Genomic DNA, 20,477 nt, shown 5'->3' with positions numbered 1-20,477 from the left:
CGGCCTGAGGAGAGAAGTGCATGACGCAAGTCACGGTGAAAGAACTGGCCCAAGAGGTCGAGGCACCGGTTGAGCGCCTGCTGCAGCAGATGCGTGAGGCAGGTCTGCCGCACACCGACGCCGGTCAGGTAGTGACCGACAATGAGAAGCAGACCCTGCTGACTCATTTGAAGAGCAGCCACAAGAGCAAGGCGGAAGAGCCGCGCAAGATTACCTTGCAGCGCAAGACCACCAGCACCCTGCGTGTCGCCGGTAGCAAGAGCATCAGCGTAGAAGTACGCAAGAAGAAAGTTTTCGTGCAGCGCAGCCCTGAAGAAATCCAGGCTGAGCAGAAGCGTGAGCTGGATGAGCGCCGCGCGGCTGAAAATGCCGCTCGCGACAAGGTCGAGGCCGAAGTTCGCCAGCGCAACGAAGAGCAGGCTCGCCGTCAGGCGGCCGATAGCGCTGCTGCAGCCCCGGCGCCTGCCGCCAAGGCCGAGCCAGCACCTGCCGCGGCACCAGCCCCGGTAGTCGCTGACGTGCCGGCGTCCGAAGACGCCGCAGCCCGTGCTGCCGAGCGCAAGAAAGACGAAGCCCGTCGCAACGAAGGCCGCACCCGTGACGAAGACCGTCGTGGTGGCGAGCGTCGTGGCGAAGCGCCGCGCGTGTCGATCAAGGTCAAGGTGAAGGAGAAGGAGAAAGCTCCGACGCCTCGCGCCGCGCCGCGCACCACCGACGAAGAGAGCGATGGCGCTCGTCGTGGCCGTGGTGGCAAGAGCAAGCTGAAGAAGCGTAACCAGCACGGCTTCCAGAACCCGACCGGTCCTGTCATTCGTGACGTGACCATCGGCGAGACCATCACCGTCTCCGAGCTGGCCAACCAGATGTCCGTCAAGGGCGCTGAAGTGGTCAAGTTCATGTTCAAGATGGGCACCCCGGTGACCATCAACCAGGTGCTCGACCAGGAAACCGCTCAACTGATCGCAGAAGAGCTGGGCCACAAGGTCACCTTGGTCAGCGACACCGCCCTGGAAGACTCCCTGGCCGAATCGCTGAAGTTCGAAGGCAAGGCCGAGTCGCGCGCGCCGGTGGTTACCGTCATGGGTCACGTTGACCATGGCAAGACCTCGCTGCTCGACTACATCCGTCGTGCCAAGGTTGCTGCTGGCGAAGCCGGTGGTATTACCCAGCACATCGGTGCCTACCACGTGGAAACCGACCGCGGCATGGTCACCTTCCTCGATACCCCGGGCCACGCTGCGTTCACTCAGATGCGTGCTCGCGGTGCCAAGGCGACCGACATCGTCATCTTGGTGGTGGCGGCGGACGACGGCGTGATGCCGCAGACCCGCGAAGCCGTTCAGCATGCCAAGGCAGCTGGCGTTCCGCTGGTGGTTGCAGTGAACAAGATCGACAAGCCGGGTGCCGACCTCGATCGCATCCGCAACGAACTGGCCGTCGAAGGCGTGACCTCCGAGGACTGGGGTGGTGACACTCCGTTCGTCAAGGTTTCGGCGAAGATGGGTACCGGTGTCGACGAACTGCTCGAAGCTGTCCTGCTGCAGGCCGAGATCCTCGAGCTGACTGCTACCCCGACCGCTCCAGGTCGTGGCGTTGTGGTCGAATCGCGCCTGGACAAGGGCCGCGGCCCAGTGGCCACCATCCTGGTTCAGGACGGTACCCTGCGTCAGGGCGACATGGTCCTGTGCGGTTCCAACTATGGCCGCGTACGTGCCATGCTCGACGAGAACGGCAAGCCTGTGAAGGAAGCCGGCCCGTCGATCCCGGTCGAGATTCTCGGCCTGGACGGTACCCCGGAAGCCGGTGACGAGCTGTCCGTGGTTGCCGACGAGAAGAAGGCCCGTGAAGTTGCCCTGTTCCGTCAAGGCAAGTACCGCGAGGTCAAGCTGGCCCGTGCTCACGCCGGCAAGCTGGAAAACATCTTCGAGACCATGGGTCAGGAAGAGAAGAAGACCCTCAACATCGTCCTCAAGACCGACGTGCGTGGTTCCCTGGAAGCACTGCAGGGCTCGCTGGGCGGTCTGGGCAACGACGAAGTTCAGGTACGCGTCATCGGTGGCGGCGTCGGTGGTATCACCGAAAGCGACGCTAACCTGGCGCTGGCTTCGAATGCAGTACTGTTCGGCTTCAACGTGCGTGCCGATGCCGGCGCGCGCAAGATCGTCGAGCAGGAAGGTCTGGATATGCGTTACTACAACGTGATCTACGACATCATCGAAGACGTCAAGAAAGCCCTGACCGGCATGCTCGGCAGCGATGTTCGCGAGAACATCCTGGGTGTTGCCGAAGTGCGTGACGTGTTCCGTTCGCCGAAGTTCGGCGCCATCGCTGGCTGTATGGTCATCGAAGGTACCGTGTACCGCAACCGTCCGATCCGCGTACTGCGCGACGACGTTGTGATCTTCGAAGGCGAGCTGGAATCGCTGCGTCGCTTCAAGGACGACGCTTCCGAAGTGCGTTCGGGCATGGAGTGCGGTATTGGCGTCAAGAGCTACAACGACGTCAAGGTCGGCGACAAGATCGAAGTCTTCGAGAAAGTCCAGGTTGCTCGTACCCTTTAAGGGTGAGCAGGGCGCCAGCCCCCGCCGCAGGGCGGTGGGCAGCGCCCCAGAAGGTAACGCCCGGTCAGGCTTCAGCCTCACCGGGCGTTTGCCGCTTTAAGTTACAGGTAGCAAGAATGGCCAAAGAATACAGCCGTACCCAACGTATCGGCGATCAGATGCAGCGCGAGCTGGCCGATCTGATCCGCCGCGAAGTCAAAGACCCACGCGTCGGCCTGGTGACCATCACCGCCGTGGATGTCAGCCGCGACCTGGGCCATGCCAAGGTCTTCATCACCGTCATGGGCGAAGAAACGCCAGACGCCGTGCAGCAGTCGCTCAAGGCCCTGAACAGCGCCGCCAGCTTCCTGCGCCTGCACCTGGGCCGCTCGATGCAGCTGCGCAGCGTGCCGCAGTTGCACTTCCACTTCGATGAAAGTGTCAGCCGCGGTGTCCACCTGTCGGCGCTGATCGAGCGTGCAGTGGCCGAAGACCGCCTGCACAAGGATGCCGACGAGTCGGACGCCAAGGAGTAAGCGGTGGCCCAGGTCAAACGTATCCGCCGCGACGTCAGCGGCATCATCCTGCTCGACAAGCCGCTGGGCTTCACCTCCAACGCCGCGCTGCAGAAGGTCCGCTGGCTGCTGAATGCCGAGAAGGCCGGCCACACCGGCAGCCTCGACCCGCTGGCGACCGGCGTGCTGCCGCTGTGCTTTGGTGAGGCGACCAAGTTTTCACAGTACCTGCTCGATTCCGACAAGGGCTACGAAACGGTCATGCAGATGGGGCAGACTACTACCACTGCGGACGCTGAAGGCGAAGTGCTGCAGACCCGCGAGGTGACCGTTGGTCGCGTCGATATCGAAGCCGTAATCCCGCGTTTTCGCGGTGAAATCCTTCAAGTACCGCCGATGTACTCGGCGCTCAAGCGCGACGGCCAGCCGCTGTACAAACTGGCGCGTGCAGGAGAGGTAGTGGAGCGCGAGGCGCGTTCTGTTACTATTGGCCGCTTGGAGTTGCTCGAGTGCGAAGGCACCCGTGCACGGTTGTCAGTAGGCTGCAGCAAAGGCACCTATATCCGCACCTTGGTGGAGGATATCGGCGAGGCTCTGGGCTGCGGCGCTTATGTCGCCGAGTTGCGCCGGACTCAGGCCGGGCCTTTCGCCCTGGCCCAGACGGTGACCCTCGAGGAACTCGAACAGGCCCATGCCGAAGGTGGCAACGAAGCACTCGATCGCTTCCTGATGCCTTCCGACAGCGGGCTGCAGGATTGGCCACTGGTGTGCCTGTCCGAGCACAGCGCTTTCTACTGGCTGCATGGCCAGGCAGTGCGTGCGCCGGATGCACCGCAGTTCGGCATGGTCCGCGTACAGGATCACAACGGTCGCTTCATCGGTATCGGTGAAGTGAGCGAAGACGGGCGCATTGCGCCGCGTCGACTGATTCGGTCGGAATGACCGAAACCACTGGCTGAGGCTTCGGCTGAAACCGGTGGCATCGAGGATGGCTGTCAGTAGGCACGGTCACACCTCTTTTTATTAATACAGGGATATGTCCCTGGCCTATTGGACCCCGCTTGCGGGATCCGTTTATCAGGAGATGGCTCATGGCCCTCGACGTTGCAGAAAAAGCTCAAATCGTTGCCGACTACCAGCAAGCCGCCGGCGACACCGGTAGCCCGGAAGTGCAGGTTGCCCTGCTGACCGCCAACATCAACAAGCTGCAAGGCCACTTCAAGGCCAACGGCAAAGACCACCACTCCCGTCGTGGCCTGATCCGTATGGTTAACCAGCGTCGTAAGCTGCTGGACTACCTGAAGGGCAAAGACACCACTCGTTACAGCGCGCTGATCGCTCGCCTGGGCCTGCGTCGCTAATAGCGGCCTGGTCAGTGGTGTGCATGGCGTGTCGCACGCTTCGGCTATGCTGCTTCGCAGCATGGTCGTCGGGCACGCTACGCGTATCTCCGAGGTTGGCAGCCTGGCAATGCTGAGCGGATTCTTCCGCTTGGCGCCAGGCTCCCAGCCTCGTGTTGTATCTGGACGGTCAATGGGGCCGATTCCCCGTTCTGCCCAAGAATTCGCAAGAAACCAGTTCCCCCAGAGCCACTGAAAAAGGTAGGAAACCGTGAACCCGGTAATCAAGAAATTCCAGTTCGGTCAATCGACCGTTACTCTCGAAACGGGCCGTATCGCCCGTCAGGCAACCGGCGCCGTGCTGGTTACCGTCGACAACGATGTCACCGTGCTGGTGACCGTGGTAGGTGCCAAGCAGGCCGATCCAGGCAAGGGTTTCTTCCCGCTGTCGGTCCACTACCAGGAAAAGACCTACGCCGCCGGCAAGATCCCGGGTGGCTTCTTCAAGCGTGAAGGCCGTCCTTCCGAGAAAGAGACGCTGACCTCGCGCCTGATCGACCGTCCGATCCGTCCGCTGTTCCCAGAAGGTTTCATGAACGAAGTGCAGGTCGTCTGCACCGTGGTTTCCACCAGCAAGAAGACCGATCCGGACATCGCTGCGATGATCGGTACCTCGGCTGCCCTGGCAATCTCCGGCATTCCGTTCGAAGGCCCGATCGGCGCTGCCCGCGTTGCCTTCCACGAAAGCACCGGTTACCTGCTGAACCCGACCTACGAGCAACTGGCTGCCTCGAGCCTGGACATGGTCGTTGCCGGTACTTCCGATGCCGTGCTGATGGTTGAATCGGAAGCCCAAGAGCTGACCGAAGACCAGATGCTGGGCGCCGTACTCTTCGCCCACGACGAATTCCAGGTTGTCATCCAGGCTGTCAAAGAGCTGGCTGCTGAAGCTGCCAAGCCGACGTGGGACTGGAAGCCGGCCGTTGCCAACACCGAGCTGTTCAACGCTATCCGCGCTGAGTTCGGCGAAGCCGTTTCGCAGGGCTACACCATCACCGTCAAGGCCGACCGTTATGCACGCCTGGGCGAGCTGCGCGATCAGGCGATCGCCAAGTTCTCCGGTGAAGAAGGTCAGCCTTCGGCTGGCGAAGTCAAAGAAATCTTCGGCGAAATCGAATACCGCACCGTTCGCGAAAACATCGTCAACGGCAAGCCACGTATCGACGGCCGCGACACCAAGACCGTGCGCCCGCTGAACATCGAAGTCGGCGTACTGCCGAAGACTCACGGTTCGGCCCTGTTCACCCGTGGTGAAACCCAGGCCCTGGTCGTTGCGACCCTGGGTACTGCGCGTGACGCCCAGCTGCTGGACACCCTCGAAGGCGAGAAGAAAGACCCGTTCATGCTGCACTACAACTTCCCACCGTTCTCGGTAGGCGAGTGTGGCCGCATGGGTGGTGCTGGCCGCCGCGAAATCGGCCACGGCCGTCTGGCCCGTCGTTCGGTTCAGGCCATGCTGCCAGCCGCTGACGTGTTCCCGTACACCATCCGTGTAGTTTCGGAAATCACCGAATCCAACGGTTCCAGCTCCATGGCTTCGGTCTGCGGTGCCTCCCTGGCACTGATGGACGCCGGTGTTCCGATGAAGGCACCCGTTGCGGGTATCGCCATGGGCCTGGTCAAGGAAGGCGAGAAATTCGCGGTCCTGACCGACATCCTGGGTGACGAAGACCACCTCGGCGACATGGACTTCAAGGTAGCGGGTACCGCCAAAGGCGTTACCGCGCTGCAGATGGACATCAAGATCAACGGCATCACCGAAGAAATCATGGAAATCGCCCTGGGCCAGGCCCTGGAAGCGCGCCTGAACATCCTCGGCCAGATGAACCAGATCATTGGCCAGTCGCGTACCGAACTGTCGGCCAACGCCCCGACCATGATCGCGATGAAGATCGACACCGACAAGATCCGTGACGTCATCGGCAAAGGCGGCGCTACCATTCGCGCCATCTGCGAAGAGACCAAGGCTTCGATCGACATCGAAGACGACGGCTCGATCAAGATCTTCGGCGAAACCAAGGAAGCGGCAGACGCTGCCAAGCAGCGCATCCTGGGCATCACCGCCGAGGCCGAGATCGGCAAGATCTACGTCGGCAAGGTTGAGCGCATCGTCGACTTCGGCGCCTTCGTCAACATCCTGCCTGGCAAGGACGGCCTGGTGCACATCTCGATGCTGAGCGACGCTCGCGTAGAGAAAGTCACCGACGTATTGAAAGAAGGCCAGGAAGTTGAAGTACTGGTACTGGACGTGGACAACCGCGGCCGTATCAAGCTGTCGATCAAAGACGTTGCCGCGGCCAAGGCCTCGGGCGTCTAAGCGACTGACACGCAACAGGAAAAAGGGCCCTACGGGGCCTTTTTTCATGCGCTTCGGGAACCTTTTGCGGACTTGCATCTTGCATGCAGGTTTATCGGTCTGATTGCAAAATGCACGAAGGCCATTTGCTCGCCTTGTTTATAAGTCATTGATTTATAACGGAACAAGCGAAACGGGAAAGCTGGCACAGCACATGCAACTACACTCTTACCTGACGCCAGGACTAACGGCGCAGACCCTTCGACAAACAGGAGTGACCCAAATGAAGAAGTTCGCCATTGCTGCCGCTACTGCTACCGCTCTGACCCTGACCATGGCTAACGCGGCGTTTGCCCAACAGTCGACCCAGGCCCCGATGACGCTGGCGGCCGGTGAGGTGACCAAAGCCAAGGAAGCCACCTCGGATACCTGGATCACCACCAAGGTCAAATCGGACCTGCTGACCGAGAAGGGCATCCCAGGCTCCGACATCAAAGTCGAGACTAACAAAGGGGTTGTATCCCTGTCGTCGACCACTGCAATCACCGAATCGCAGAAAGCAACCGCAGTTGCTATCGCCAAGAAGATCAAAGGCGTGAAGGCTGTTTCTGCCGATGGCCTGAAAGCCGAATAAGGAATGTCCCGTCGGCCAAAGGGATTTGGCCTGCTTTACCCGAAGCCCCGGCCTGTGCCGGGGCTTTTCATTGGCACTCAATAAACCGGATTGCGGGCGACTACATCGCTCTCGAAGCAGGCCTGCTCAATGATCAGTGGCTCGACCAAGGGGCGGCTGTCGCGAAAGTGAGCGGTTTGAGTGTGCGCCTCGTATGCATCATCGTCGCGGTAGATCTCGTAGAGGTAGATCACATCAGGGTCGATCCTGTCTTGGGACACATCGAACACCAGGCAGCCTGGCTCGGTCGCGACGGAGGCCGCGGCATTGACCTTCATGGCTGCCAAAAAGTCCTCGGCGCATCCGGGTTTTACACGGGTCTTGATGAACAGGCTATACACACGGCGCTCCTTTTGTTTTAAATTCAATTCCGAATTGTATACAAAAATGGAGCCTCGCCAATGTCCGAATTATCTGCGCGTCCCGGTCGCCTGAATGGTCTGCGCCATATTGCCCTGCTAGTGCCCAATCTGGAGGAGTGTGAGCGCTTCTATGTCGATGTGATGGGCATGGAGGTGCTGAACCGGGCCAACGAGGACCTGGTTTATCTGACCTGTGGTAACGACAACCTGTCGCTGGGGCGTGGGGCAGGGGCGGCCAATGGTCTGCAAACTCTTGACCATTACGGGTTCATCGTCGACAGCGTGGAGGAACTTGAGGCTTGGTATCAGTACTTCAAGGCGCGTGGCGTGACCCTGCTCGACAAGCCTTTCAACCATGGTGATGGTGCGCGCAGCTTCCACCTGCTGGACCCGGCGGGTAACAAGGTGCAGCCGCTGTATCATCCGTCGGTGTCGGGGCAGCGATTGGTTTAAACCTGCACCGGCCCTTCGCGGCTAGAGCCGCGAAGGGCCGGAGCTGTTGATACCGCTCACTCGGCATCCAGGTGCATCGGGGTAATCACCCGCCCGTCGCTCTCAGCCTGCCCCAGGTTGGTATCGATGAAGTACACCCGGTCATCCTCGAGCTTGCCTTTGTCGACCAGGTAGTCCTTGATACTGCTGGCCCGCTCCTGGCCAAGGGTGCGCAGCAATGCCGTGCTTTCAGCCCAGGATTTGATCACCGCCTCGCGCAGCTTGGTGGTGCGTTCGTCCCGGCTCAGTTGCTCCCACTCGGCGGGTGGCTGCTGCTTCAGGCGGGTGCGGTAGATGCCTTCGAGCATCGCCGGCTTGTCGCTGTCATCGACCTGCAGCATCGAGGCATTGGCCGGTACCTTTTCGCCGCGGCGCTGCAGGATCTTGTACCAGGTCGCCTGGTATTCGCGTTCCAGGCGCTGCTGGGCGATCAACGGACCGTCGCTGCTCTGGGCGCTGGTGCCTTCGATTTCCAGGCGCAGTTCCGGACGTTCCTTGAGGGCTGAAGCCAGCTTGTCCAGGGCCGATTGCGCATCACCACTGAGCTCACTGGAGCCGGGGGCGAAGGCCACCGTACCGAGGTCTTCCGAGCCACCACCGGCAATCAGCCCTCCGATGAACTTGAACGGCGCCTGGGCCGCACGCAGCACCAGGTTGCGCAGGGTCTGCCAGACGATCGGCATGACGCTGAATTGCGGGTTGTTGAGGTCACCCGAAACCGGCAATTCGATGGAGATCCGCCCTTCGGTGTCCTTGAGCAATGCAATTGCCAGACGGATCGGCAGGTCCACCGCATCCGGGCTGTCGACCTTTTCGCCCAGCTGCAGCTGCTCGACCACCACTTTGTTCTCGGCCTTGAGCTGCCCGTTGGTGATCAGGTAATGCAGGTCGAGGTTCAGTCGGCCCTTGCGGATACGGAAGCCAGCGAATTTGCCGGAGTAGGGCGTCAGGGTGGTCAGTTCGACGCGCTTGAAGCTGGTGGCGATATCCAGGCTGGCCAGCGGGTTGAACGGGTTGAGTGCGCCTTTGATGGTGACCGGGGCATAACGATCGACCTTACCTTTGACATCAACTTTGGCCGGTGCCGGCTTGCGGTTGTCGATCGTGCCGATCTGGCCATTGAGCTGCTGGACGGCGGTGGCGAAATTGGGTGTCAGCGTCAGGTCCGCGAAGTTGGCCGAACCGTCGTTGATATCGATCTGGCCGATGTGGATGCCCAGCGGCTTGCCGGCCGCGGCACTGGCCGGCTTGGCCGGGCTGCTGGCGGGTGCACCGGCCGGTTGCGGGATGAGCAGATCGTCGACGCTGGTGGTGCGGTCTTCGTTGATGATGAAGCGTGCGTAGGGCTGCAGCAGGGTCACCTTGTCGATCGACAAGGCATCGCCGTGCACATACGACAGGCCATCGACGTTGACTTGCTGCCACTTGACGAAGTCACGGCCCTTGATTGTGTCCAGGGTGTGCAGCTGGTTGACCTGAGCCTTGCCGGTGACGTTGAAGGCCAGCGGTTCGGTGCTCTTGACGTTGACCTTGAGGTCGCTGGCGAGCATGCCGCTGCGCAGCTCCAGGCGAATGAACGGGCTGATGTAGGCCTGGGCGACTCGCAGGTCGATATCCCGCGTGCTGACATCGAGCTTGGCAGTGACGGGCGCCAGGTTCACTTCACCGGCCGCCTGCAACTTGCCTTGTTTACCCACGCCGGTGTCGAGCTTCAGGGTGAAAGGCGACTGGTTGAGGCTATCGAAGCCCTGCATGTCGAGGTTCAGCGGGCCGACATCCAGTGCTACCTGCTCCTTCTGGCTGCGGTCGGCGAGGTGCACTTGGTAGTTGCGCAATTGCACGTCCTTGAGCAGCACCTGCCACGGCTTGCTCGGCTCCTTGGCGGCTTTTTCCTGCTGGGTTGGCTCGGCGGCTGCCGGCTCGGCTTTTTCCTTCGGCGTGGCCTTGGCCGGCTGGCTGGCGAACAGCTTTTGCCAGTCGAGCTGCCCGTCCTTTTCCAGCGCCGCCCAGGTTTCCAGTTTTTCGCTGCGAACCTTGCCGACGGTGACCAGCTGCTTGGCCAGGTCGATGGAGGTCTCGCTCACCTCCAGATTGGCCAGGCGCGCCAGTGGCCGCCCATCCGGTGCTTTGATCGCGAACGGTGCGACCTTGACCGAGGTGTTGTCCAGCAACAGCTCGGTTTCCTTGGACAGGTTGAGCTTGTAGTGGGTGTCGAGGTTGACCACGCCGTCTTCGAGCACAAGGGGTAAGGCATCACGCACATAGGGCCAGAACAGCTTCATCTTGCCGTCGGTGAGCTTGAGTGTGCCTTCCGAGGCGATCGGCGAAAGGCTGAGCGTGCCGTTCCAGTCCACGCGCCCGCCGTTGGGACCAAGCGCCACCAGGGTCATGTCGGCGTTGTCGTCCGGCAGGGTGCTGAGGTTCTTCAGCTCCAGGTTCATGTCGTCGTAGATGAACTCGATCGGCTCGCTCGGGCGCTGATCCTCGAAGTGCAGGTAGCCGCCACTGAGCTTGAAGCTGCCGATGCGCAGCGGGAATGGTTTGCCGGGCGGCTCGTCCGGCTTGGGTTCGCTGGCAGGCAAGTGGAACAGCTTGGTCAGGTTGAGCGTACCGTCCTTGGCGAACAGCACCTCGTTGCGGGGTTTGTCGAGCTCGATGGCCTGCAGGTGCAGGGCGCCGCTCCACACGCTGTCGAGCGCCAAGTTGGCGTACAGCCGTTCGAAGCCGACCTGTTCCTTGCCGGGCTCGCCGAGCTGCAGGCCCCACAACGTCAGCTCCAGGCTGAAGGGGTTGAGTTCGATGCGTTGAATGTGGGCCGGCACGGTGGCGTACTGCGCCAGCTGCTGGTTGGCGATGCGCAAGGCAACGCCAGGAAGAATGAGGAAGCCGACCAGGCTGTAGAGGGCCACGAGAGCCAACAGGGCGCCGAGGGCGCGAGTCAATCCTTTGTACATGTGTCGCTTCGTCTGTCTAAGCAGGAGTGCTTGGAGTATGGCACGTTAAATCGGTTCCGCTGACGCGACCATTTACCTTCACTCGAGGATACCCATGCGCCGCTTGGCCCGTTGCGACGAGCCATCACGCATGGCCCAGCGCAGGATCGGTGCTGTGCGTTGCAGGCCAAGGCGGATCATGCGCCGTTGCAGCGGCCCTTGCTGCAGGCCGAGCATGGCCTGGCCCCAGTCCGGTAGCAGGTCGATGCCTGCCTGCAGCATCAGCTTGCCGACCGGTACGGCAAGGCGGCTCGGGGCAGGGGCGTCGAGCAGGATCCCGACCACTTCCAGGCTACGCGTGCTGCATTGCAGTTGTGGGCGCATCTGCTGCAGATAGTCCTCGATCTGCTGGCAGGAGCGGGGGACATTGCGCGCCCCGAGGCGCTCGGCGATGAGGGCGATTTCTGCGTAGTAGGCATCCTGGTCGGCGCGCGAAAGCCCTGGGTCGCGGTAACGCAGGTGGGCAGCGAGGAAGCTGCTGACTTCGGCCACATGCACCCAGGTCAGCAGGTCCGGGTCGCTGGCGGCATATGGACTGCCGTCGGGTGCAGTGCCGGTCACCTGCAGGTGGATGGTGCGCACTTTGTCGATCAACCATTCGGCATCGCGGGTCGAGCCGAAGGTGGTGCCGGAGATGAACTGGCTGGTGCGGCGCAGGCGGCCGAGCAGGTCTTCGCGGAAGTTGGAGTGGTCCCATACCCCGGCCAAGGCCAGCGGGTGCAGCAGCTGCAGCATCAGGGCGCTGATACCGCCAACCAGCATGCTCGGGAAGTCGCCATGCACCCGCCAACTGATGCTATGCGGGCCGAACAGGCCGGGGTCGCCCTTGGGCGATTCGAGGTCCAGCTGGCCGAGGGCCAGCCCGGTGAGGCTCATGACCTGGGTTTCGATGCGGCGGCGTAGGGCTTCCATGGCGTCCTGTGCTGCAGGACGGCCATGGAAAGTGGCCGCCTGCTATTGATTGAGGCGTTTGTCGATCAGGCCCTGCACCACGCTCGGGTCGGCCAAGGTCGAGGTATCACCGAGGTTGTCCAGCTCGTTGCAGGCGATCTTGCGCAGTATACGCCGCATGATCTTGCCCGAGCGGGTCTTCGGAAGGGCCGGTGCCCACTGGATCAGCTCGGGCTTGGCGAAACTGCCGATTTCCTTGCTGACCAGCGCCAGCAACTCGGCCTTGAGGGCGTCGTCCGGGGTAATGCCATTCATGGGCGTAACGAAGGCGTAGACGCCTTGACCTTTGAGGTCATGAGGGTAGCCGACCACGGCTGCCTCAGCGACGCTGTCGTGCAGCACCAGCGCGCTTTCCACCTCGGCGGTACCGATGCGGTGACCGGAAACGTTGATGACATAGTCGATGCGACCGGTGATCCAGTAATCGCCGTCGGCATCGCGGCGGGCGCCGTCACCGGTGAAGTAATAACCGGGCATGGGCTTGAAGTAGGTATCGACCATGCGCTGGTGGTCACCGTAGACACTGCGGATCTGCCCCGGCCAACTGGCCTTGATCACCAGCAGCCCGGCGCCGGGGCCTTCGATAAGCTTGCCTTTTTCATCGAGCAGCGCGGGCTGCACGCCAAACATCGGCTGAGTGGCGCAGCCAGGCTTGAGCCTTTGGCCCCCCGGTAGCGGCGTAAGCATGATGCCGCCGGTCTCGGTCTGCCACCAGGTGTCGACGATGGGGCAACGCTTCTGCCCAACTTCTTCGAAGTACCATTCCCAGGCTTCCGGGTTTATGGGCTCACCGACGCTGCCGAGCAGGCGCAGGCTTTTGCGCGAGGTGCTCTGCAGCGGTGCCGAACCTTCGCGCATCAACGCGCGCAGGGCGGTGGGCGCGGTGTAGAAGATGTTCACCTGATGCTTGTCCACCACCTGCCAGAAGCGTGAGGTGTCCGGGTAATTGGGTACGCCTTCGAACATCAGTGAAATCGCCCCGTTGGCCAATGGCCCGTAAACGATGTAGCTGTGCCCCGTCACCCAGCCGACATCGGCCGTGCACCAGAACACCTCGCCGTCGCGGTAGTCGAACACGACATTGAAGGTCATCGTCGCCTGCAGCAGGTAGCCCGCGGTGGTATGCAACACGCCTTTGGGCTTGCCGGTACTGCCGGAGGTATAGAGGATGAACAGTGGGGCTTCGGCGTCCATCGATTCGGGTGGGCAATCGTCGCCGGCCTTTTCGGTTACCTCGTGATACCAGAGGTCACGGCCTTCGCTCCAGGCGACATCGCCGCCGGTGCGGCGCACCACGAACACGCTGCTGACCGCCGGGCAGCTGGCCAGGGCCTTGTCGACGTTCTGTTTCAGCGGTATGCGCTTGCCGCCGCGCACGCCTTCATCGGCGGTGATCACGGTGCGACAGTCGGCATCGAGGATGCGGTCACGCAGGGCGTCCGGGGAGAAGCCGCCGAACACTACCGAGTGAATGGCGCCGATGCGCGTGCAGGCGAGCATGGCGTAGGCGGCTTCAGGAACCATCGGCATGTAGATGCACACCCGATCACCTTTTTTCAAGCCGCGTGCCTTCAGGGCATTGGCCAGGCGACACACCTGGCGGTGCAGTTCGCGGTAGGTGATGGCCTTGGAATCCTTGGGGTCGTCGCCCTCCCACAGCAGGGCGGTCTGCTCGCCGCGTTGGGCCAGGTGGCGATCGATGCAGTTGTAGCTGACGTTCAGCTGACTGCCGTCGAACCAGCGGGCTTCGCCGGTCCTCAGGTCGCATTGCTGCACGCTCGACCAAGGCTTGATCCAGTCCAGGCGTTTGGCCTGTTCGGCCCAGAAGGTGTCGGGGTCATCCACCGACTGGCGGTAGAGGCGCTGGTAATCGTCGGGGGAGAGGCTGGCGGACTGGCTGACGCCCAGGGCCTGGGGATACTGCTTGATATCGAACATGGCGGGTGGTCCTGCTCTTGTCGGAGGGACGGCAACGGCTATTCGATGGACAGTGTAGCTGGAGGGGGCGTGCAACCTGTGCCGACCTTACGGTCGGCACAGGCTTGCGGTCAACCGCGGTGACGGCCGCGGAAGTAGTTGATCAGACCTTGGGTGGAACCGTCTTCGGCGCTGTCTTCGAGACTGCCGACCAGGCGCTGGTAAACACCTTTGCCCAGCTCCTTGCCCAGCTCCACACCCCACTGGTCGAAGGCGTTGATACCCCAGATTACGCTCTGCACGAACACCTTGTGTTCGTACATCGCCACCAGTGCGCCCAGGCGGCGCGGGCTGATGCGTTCGACCACCAAGGTGTTGCTCGGGCGGTTGCCCGGGATCACCTTGTGCGGCGCGAGCGTCTCGATGTCCGCTTCGTTCAGGCCCTTCTGGCGCAGTTCGGTCTCGGCTTCTTCACGGGTCTTGCCGAGCATCAGCGCCTGGCTCTGCGACAGGCAGTTGGCGTACAGCCACTGATGGTGGTCGGCCACCGGGTTGAAGCTGACCACTGGCACGATGAAGTCGGCCGGAATCAGCTGTGTGCCCTGGTGCAGCAACTGGTGGTAGGCATGCTGGCCGTTGCAGCCGACGCCGCCCCAGATCACCGGGCCGGTTCTGGTTTTGACCGGCGTACCGTCCTGCAGCACGCTCTTGCCGTTGGACTCCATGTCCAGCTGTTGCAGGTGCTTGGTGATGTTGCGCAGGTAATGGTCGTACGGCAGGATCGCGTGGCTGCTGGCGCCCCAGAAGTTGCCATACCACACGCCCAGCAGGGCCAGCAGTACCGGCATGTTCTTGTCGAAGGGCGCGGTCTGGAAGTGCTGGTCCATGGTGTAGGCACCCGACAGCAGTTCCTTGAAGTTGGCAGTGCCGATGGCCAGGGCGATCGGCAGGCCGATGGCCGACCACAGCGAGTAGCGCCCGCCAACCCAGTCCCACATCGGGAAAATGTTCTCTTCACGGATCCCGAAGGCCACGGCGGCGGCCTTGTTGCTCGACACCGCGATGAAGTGGCGGTACAGCTCGGCTTCCGAGCCACCCTGGGCCAGGTACCAGGTACGCGCGGCCATGGCGTTCTTCAGGGTCTCGAGGGTGTTGAACGACTTCGACGAGACGATGAACAGCGTGGTTTCGGCACGCAGATTGGCCGACAGTTCATGGAATTCACTGCCGTCGATATTGGCCAGGTAATGGCAGCGCACGCCGCGTTGGGCATACGGCAGCAGGGCTTCGGAGACCAGTTCGGGGCCGAGGAACGAGCCGCCGATGCCGATGTTGACCACATCGGTGATCGGCTTTTCGCTGTAGCCACGCCACAGGCCGTCATGAATGCGGCCGACCAGCTCGGTGATCTGGTTGAGTACCTTGTGCACTTCCGGCATCACGTTTACGCCGTTGACGCTGAGCTTGTCGCCCACCGGGCGGCGCAGCGCGGTGTGCAGCACCGGGCGCCCTTCCGAGGCGTTGATGATCTCGCCGCTGAACATCGACTTGATCGCGTCCTGCAGGTTGACTTGTTCAGCCAGATTTACCAGCAGATCGCGGGTTTCGTCGGTGATCAGGTTTTTCGAGTAATCGAGAAACAGCCCGCAGCTGCTCAGGGAGAATTGGTCGAAGCGCTTGGCGTCGGCGGCGAAGGCTTCGCGCATGCTGAAGCCTTGCATGGCGTCGCGGTGCTGCTGCAGGGCCTGCCAGGCAGGCAGGGCCGTCACATCGTGGGGGGTACGGTAATACGCCATTGCGCGGAATTCCTTGATGCGTGGTGAGCCTTGGACAGGGCAGTCATTGCCGGGTTCAGACTGGCCATCATTATAGGCAAAGGCCGCGCGCAGGGAATGGGTATGGCGGGGATTTTGGGGCTGCACGGCAGCCCCAAGGCATCAGGCGGTCTTCTCGTCCAGATGCAGATACAGGTTATCGATCAGGCGAGTGTTACCCAGATAAGCCGCAACCAGAATCACCAGGTCTCGGTCGCCGAACGACGCCGGGCGAAGGTTCACCGCGTGACGCACTTCCAGGTAATCCGGGCGCAGACCGGCAGCGATCAGGTTGGCTTTGCCTTGCTCGATCAGGGCCGCGAAATCCACTTGGCCACGGCCAAGCGCTTCGCCGATCTGCTTCAAGGTGCGATACACCACCGGTGCCGTACTGCGCTGCTCAGTCGTCAGGTATCCGTTGCGCGATGACAGTGCCAGGCCATCTTCGGCCCGTACGGTCGGCTCACCGATGATCTGGATCGGCATGTTCAGGTCGCGCACCATGGCACGGATCACCGCCAGCTGCTGGTAGTCCTTTTCGCCAAACACGGCCAGGTCGGGCTGGACCATGTTGAACAGCTTGCTGACCACGGTCGCCACGCCTTCGAAATGCCCAGGGCGGCTGGCGCCGCACAGGCCCTCGGAGAGGTTGGGCACACTGACGCGGGTTTGCACGGCCATGCCGTCGGGGTACATCTCTTCGACGGTGGGTGCGAACAGCAGGTGGCAGCCAGCGTCGAACAGGCGCTGCTGGTCGGCGGCGAGGGTGCGCGGGTACTTGTCGAGGTCTTCGTTGGCACCGAACTGCAGTGGGTTGACGAAGATGCTGGCGACCACGAAGTCGGCACGTTGGGCGGCCTTGGTCACCAGCGCGGCGTGGCCGCTGTGCAGGTTGCCCATGGTCGGCACGAAGCCGATACGCTTGCCTTCACTGCGGGCACGGGCGACGGCGGCACGCAGTTCGCGGATGGTCTTGACTGTGTTCATGCGCTGAATCCGTGCTCGGCTGCCGGGAAGGTAACGTCCTTGACGGCCTTGACGTAGGCGGTGAGGGCGCTCTGGATGTCGGGCTGGCCTGCCATGAAGTTCTTCACGAACTTCGGTACCCGGCCGCTCAACGACAGCCCCAGCATGTCATGCAGCACCAGCACTTGGCCGTCGGTAGCACTTCCTGCACCAATGCCTATAACCGGAATGCTCACCGCCTGGGTGATTTCCGCCGCCAGCTCGCTGGGTACGCATTCCAGCAGCAGCATCGCCGCGCCGGCCTGTTCCAGGGCAATGGCGTCGGCACGCATCTGCCGCGCTTGCGCTTCCTGGCGGCCCTGGACCTTGTAACCGCCCAGTACGTTGACAGTCTGCGGGGTCAGGCCCATGTGCGCGCACACCGGTACGCCGCGTTCGGCCAGCAGGCGAATGGTCTCGGCCAGCCAGGCGGCGCCTTCGAGCTTGATCATGTGGGCGCCGGCCTGCATCAGCGTGGCGCAGTTGGCGAAGGCCTGCTCGGGGGTGGCGTGGGCCATGAACGGCAAGTCGGCGAGGATCAGCGCCCCATCATTGCCGCGTTTGACGCAGGCCGTGTGGTAAGCCATTTCGGCAGTGGTGACGGGCAGTGTGCTGTCATGGCCCTGCAGGACCATGCCCAGGGAGTCGCCCACCAGCAACACGTCGACGCCGGCCTGGCTGCAGGCCTTGGCGAAGGTCGCATCGTAGCAGGTCAGCATGGTGATCTTTTCACCCTTGGCCTTGAGGCCATGCAGGGTGGTCAGGGTTACTTCAGGCATGTAGGAAAATCCTCGTTCAGGCGCTGTGAAAAACGACTGCAAACAACGCGTGTAGTCATCTTCCGGAGCGGCACATCATCGCGCGTGATGTTCGGGCACAGGTCCGTCCGGGCCTAAATACGGGTATGCGGCACTTTGGTGCCACACGGGACGCCTATAGTCGTGAGCGAGGTGGGGGAAGTCAATCACCCTGTTACCGCATTGTTACTAACAGGGTGTTACTGGCGTTACCGTGCTTTGCCGAATGTCTCAAACGCCCGGCTTACAGGCGTTCCAGGCCGACGAACGGGCAGGCTTCGAGCAACTGGGCAAGTGCACGGCCATCGGCCAGGCAGAAGTCGCCCGCCACCAGTTCGGCCAAGGGGTACAGCACGAAGGGGCGTGCATGCATGTGGTAATGCGGCACCTGCAGGCGTGGCACGTCGATGACCTGGTCGCCGAACAGCAGGATATCCAGGTCGAGGGTGCGCGGGCCCCAGCGTTCATTGCGCACGCGGCCTTGGTCGTTCTCGATGGCTTGCAGGGCGTCGAGCAGGTCCAGTGGCGCCAGGGTGGTGTCGAGGGCTGCCACCGCGTTGGTGTAACGCGGTTGGCCGAGCAGCAGCGAATCGCTGGTGTACAGCGCCGACGCGCCCGCCAGGCGGCTCTCGGCAATCTGGTCGAGCGCCAGCAAGGCGCTGCGCAGTTGTTCTGCGGGGGCGTCCAGATTGCTACCGAGGCCGATAAAGGCGCGGGTGGTCACTCGAACGCCTCGTCACCACCGCTGCGCTTGCGCTTGCTGCCACTGCGCTTGCGTTTGCGTGGCCCGGCCCCCGTGCCTTCGTCACGGCTGCCCAGTTCGCGGATCATCTCGCGGCGCTCGCTGTCGTTGGCATCCTGGTAATCGGTCCACCACTGACCGAGGTCATCGGTTTCCTCGCCAGCGCTTTCGCGCAGCAGCAGGAAATCGTAGCCGGCACGGAAGCGCGGATTGTCCAGCAGCTGATCTGCACGTTTGCCGCTGCGACGCGGCAGGCGCTCCTGCATGTCCCAGATCTCGCGGATCGGCAGGGTGAAGCGTTTGGGAATGGCGATGCGTGCGCATTGCTCGGCGATCAGGTCATGGGCTGCACCGTTCATGGCCGGGATCGGCGGCACGCCCTGGTTCTGCAGATGCAGCACGCGGCCTGGCAGGGCTGGCCAGAGCAGGGCGGCGAACAGGAAGGCCGGGGTCACCGGCTTGCCCTGCTTGACGCGCAGGTCGGTGTTGTTCAACGCCTGGCTGATCAGGGTATGGGTGTAGGTCGGGCGCTCGTCCAGGGCATGGGCACTGGCCGGGAACAGCGGCTCGAACAGCTCCAGGTCGACCAGCATTTCAAAGGCGATGGCGCCTTGGCCGGAGAGGAACAGCTTGAGGCATTCCTCGAAAAGGCGCGCTGGCGGGATCTCGCGCAGCAACGGGGCCAGTTTGCGGATCGGCTGGAAGGTGTGCTTCTCGATGCCGAAGTCGAGCTTGGCGGCGAAACGCACGGCACGCAGCATGCGCACCGGGTCTTCCTGGTAGCGATGGGTCGGGTCGCCGATCAGGCGCAACAGGCGGTTGCGCACATCGTGCACGCCGTTGGCGTAATCGAGGATGCGCTCGCTGACCGGGTCGTAATAGAGGGCGTTGATGGTGAAGTCGCGGCGTTGCGCGTCTTCTTCCAAGGTGCCGTACACGTTGTCACGCAGGATGCGGCCACTGGCATTGTGCGACGAACGGTGGCTGTCGCCTTGATCGTCTTCCGAGTGGTGGGCGCGGAAGGTGGCGACTTCGATGATCTCACGGCCGAAATGCACGTGGACCAGCTTGAAGCGCCTACCAATGATGCGCGCGTTGCGGAATTCGGCACGGACCTGCTCGGGCGTGGCACTGGTGGCGACGTCGAAGTCCTTGGGCGTGATGCCCAGCATGAGGTCGCGGACGCAGCCACCGACCAGATATGCCTGGTAGCCCGCACTCTGCAGGCGCTCGACGATGTTCACCGCGTGGCGGCTGAACTGATGGCGCTGCAGCGAATGTTGGCTCTTGTTGATCACCTCGGGCGTGGTGCGCCTGTGGTGCTGGCCCGGTACGGGTGGGCGGAACGACTGGAACAGCTTCTTCAGCATGGGATGCACTGTTTGAAGGAATGTTCGGCCAAGAATAGGAGAATGGCCGCATGATGGGCGGGGATTCTAGCATTTACTCGGGGAATGGTGTAGGCGGTAGCAGGATGCCCTGCTGAAGGGGAGAAACGACAAGGGGAGCCTAAGCTCCCCAAGAAGTCGTTGCGTGCTCTTATTGTTTTTTTACCGGGCTTTTTGTTTTTGTTGAGTGCCCTGCCCACAAATCTCGAAACTTGTGGACGACCCCCAATCCAGGGGTAAAGAGCAAACGGATTGCTTTGGCCGCTGATGTCACGTTGATCCTTCGATCCAACCAGTTCAGGCGCTGCTTTCAAGTGCAGTTTTTGTTGTTCTCTGCCTGGTCGTGGGGCAAGCCCCAAACACGCATCCTCTCCAAAAGAATCAGTTAGCTGCGCCTCCGCCGTCTTGTTTTTATTGTGCGTGAGCCGTTTCGTCTTGTTCTTATTCTGAGTTGCTGTGCTTCTTATTGTTCTTGTGCCAGAGATATAGCAGATGCCGTGCCAACTTTTTGAAATCCAGTGAAATCAAGGGCTTGCGGCGATTCTGTGAAATTCGGCAGGTCGAAAATGGGGATTTTTCGTTACCGTACAAC

The 20,477-nt window shown here is 62.0% G+C and carries 16 protein-coding genes; 7 read left to right on the top strand and 9 right to left on the bottom strand.

The window, feature by feature from the left end:
* The first annotated feature begins 20 nt into the window (after positions 1-20).
* From infB to APH28_RS11125, 6 genes are all read left to right on the top strand, one after another.
* Positions 21-2,561: a translation initiation factor IF-2 gene (gene infB / locus APH28_RS11150; protein WP_060509352.1), complete on the top strand. Its 2,541-nt coding sequence runs from the start codon at positions 21-23 to the stop codon at positions 2,559-2,561.
* Positions 2,562-2,677: 116 nt separating this feature from the next.
* Positions 2,678-3,076, top strand: a complete 399-nt coding sequence (gene rbfA / locus APH28_RS11145) for a 30S ribosome-binding factor RbfA (RefSeq protein ID WP_060509350.1) — start codon at positions 2,678-2,680, stop codon at positions 3,074-3,076.
* A 3-nt stretch (positions 3,077-3,079) separates the two neighbouring features.
* Complete coding sequence (truB, locus tag APH28_RS11140; RefSeq protein ID WP_060509348.1) at positions 3,080-3,997, top strand: tRNA pseudouridine(55) synthase TruB; 918 nt, start codon at positions 3,080-3,082, stop codon at positions 3,995-3,997.
* A 149-nt stretch (positions 3,998-4,146) separates the two neighbouring features.
* Complete coding sequence (gene rpsO, locus APH28_RS11135) at positions 4,147-4,416, top strand: 30S ribosomal protein S15 (RefSeq protein ID WP_060509346.1); 270 nt, start codon at positions 4,147-4,149, stop codon at positions 4,414-4,416.
* A 250-nt stretch (positions 4,417-4,666) separates the two neighbouring features.
* Positions 4,667-6,772 (top strand): polyribonucleotide nucleotidyltransferase, encoded by a 2,106-nt coding sequence (pnp, locus tag APH28_RS11130; protein ID WP_060509343.1) that lies wholly within the window; start codon positions 4,667-4,669, stop codon positions 6,770-6,772.
* Between the two features lie 262 nt (positions 6,773-7,034).
* The gene (locus tag APH28_RS11125; protein ID WP_060509341.1) at positions 7,035-7,385 is read left to right on the top strand and encodes a BON domain-containing protein; all 351 of its coding nucleotides are present in this window, start codon (positions 7,035-7,037) and stop codon (positions 7,383-7,385) included.
* Between the two features lie 77 nt (positions 7,386-7,462).
* Here the strand turns inward: APH28_RS11125 and APH28_RS11120 are convergent, their stop codons facing one another.
* Positions 7,463-7,765 carry a putative quinol monooxygenase gene (locus APH28_RS11120; protein WP_060509339.1) on the bottom strand — a complete coding sequence of 101 codons (303 nt, stop codon included), beginning with the start codon at positions 7,763-7,765 and terminating at the stop codon, positions 7,463-7,465.
* A gap of 60 nt (positions 7,766-7,825) precedes the next feature.
* On the opposite strand from APH28_RS11120, the gene APH28_RS11115 reads away from it, so the two are divergent.
* Positions 7,826-8,239: a VOC family protein gene (locus tag APH28_RS11115; protein ID WP_060509337.1), complete on the top strand. Its 414-nt coding sequence runs from the start codon at positions 7,826-7,828 to the stop codon at positions 8,237-8,239.
* 56 nt (positions 8,240-8,295) lie between these two features.
* On the opposite strand, the gene APH28_RS11110 is transcribed toward APH28_RS11115, so the two are convergent.
* The 8 genes from APH28_RS11110 to APH28_RS11075 form a co-directional block, all read right to left on the bottom strand.
* Positions 8,296-11,232: a DUF748 domain-containing protein gene (locus APH28_RS11110; RefSeq protein ID WP_060509335.1), complete on the bottom strand. Its 2,937-nt coding sequence runs from the start codon at positions 11,230-11,232 to the stop codon at positions 8,296-8,298.
* Positions 11,233-11,310: 78 nt separating this feature from the next.
* Positions 11,311-12,183, bottom strand: coding sequence for an oxygenase MpaB family protein (locus tag APH28_RS11105; RefSeq protein ID WP_060509333.1), 873 nt, complete (start codon positions 12,181-12,183; stop codon positions 11,311-11,313).
* A 42-nt stretch (positions 12,184-12,225) separates the two neighbouring features.
* On the bottom strand, positions 12,226-14,160 hold the full coding sequence (gene acs / locus APH28_RS11100) for an acetate--CoA ligase (RefSeq protein WP_060509331.1): 1,935 nt from the start codon (positions 14,158-14,160) through the stop codon (positions 12,226-12,228).
* Between the two features lie 110 nt (positions 14,161-14,270).
* Entirely contained in the window at positions 14,271-15,935 is a 1,665-nt protein-coding gene (pgi, locus tag APH28_RS11095; protein ID WP_060509329.1) for a glucose-6-phosphate isomerase, read from the bottom strand.
* Positions 15,936-16,076: 141 nt separating this feature from the next.
* Positions 16,077-16,940: a pantoate--beta-alanine ligase gene (gene panC, locus APH28_RS11090; protein ID WP_060509327.1), complete on the bottom strand. Its 864-nt coding sequence runs from the start codon at positions 16,938-16,940 to the stop codon at positions 16,077-16,079.
* Positions 16,937-17,737, bottom strand: a complete 801-nt coding sequence (gene panB / locus APH28_RS11085; RefSeq protein ID WP_060509325.1) for a 3-methyl-2-oxobutanoate hydroxymethyltransferase — start codon at positions 17,735-17,737, stop codon at positions 16,937-16,939. Before panB ends, panC begins: the two co-directional genes overlap by 4 nt.
* Before the next feature lie 262 nt (positions 17,738-17,999).
* Positions 18,000-18,479 carry a 2-amino-4-hydroxy-6-hydroxymethyldihydropteridine diphosphokinase gene (folK, locus tag APH28_RS11080; protein ID WP_060509323.1) on the bottom strand — a complete coding sequence of 160 codons (480 nt, stop codon included), beginning with the start codon at positions 18,477-18,479 and terminating at the stop codon, positions 18,000-18,002.
* Entirely contained in the window at positions 18,476-19,867 is a 1,392-nt protein-coding gene (locus APH28_RS11075) for a polynucleotide adenylyltransferase PcnB (RefSeq protein ID WP_060509321.1), read from the bottom strand. Before APH28_RS11075 ends, folK begins: the two co-directional genes overlap by 4 nt.
* Positions 19,868-20,477 lie beyond the last annotated feature (610 nt).

The sequence above is a fragment of the Pseudomonas sp. NBRC 111124 genome (genome assembly GCF_001320245.1).
In the GTDB taxonomy this organism is placed as follows: Bacteria; Pseudomonadota; Gammaproteobacteria; order Pseudomonadales; family Pseudomonadaceae; genus Aquipseudomonas.
The sequence above is the reverse complement of the archived record's forward strand: the minus strand, read 5'-3'. Positions and strand labels throughout refer to the sequence as shown.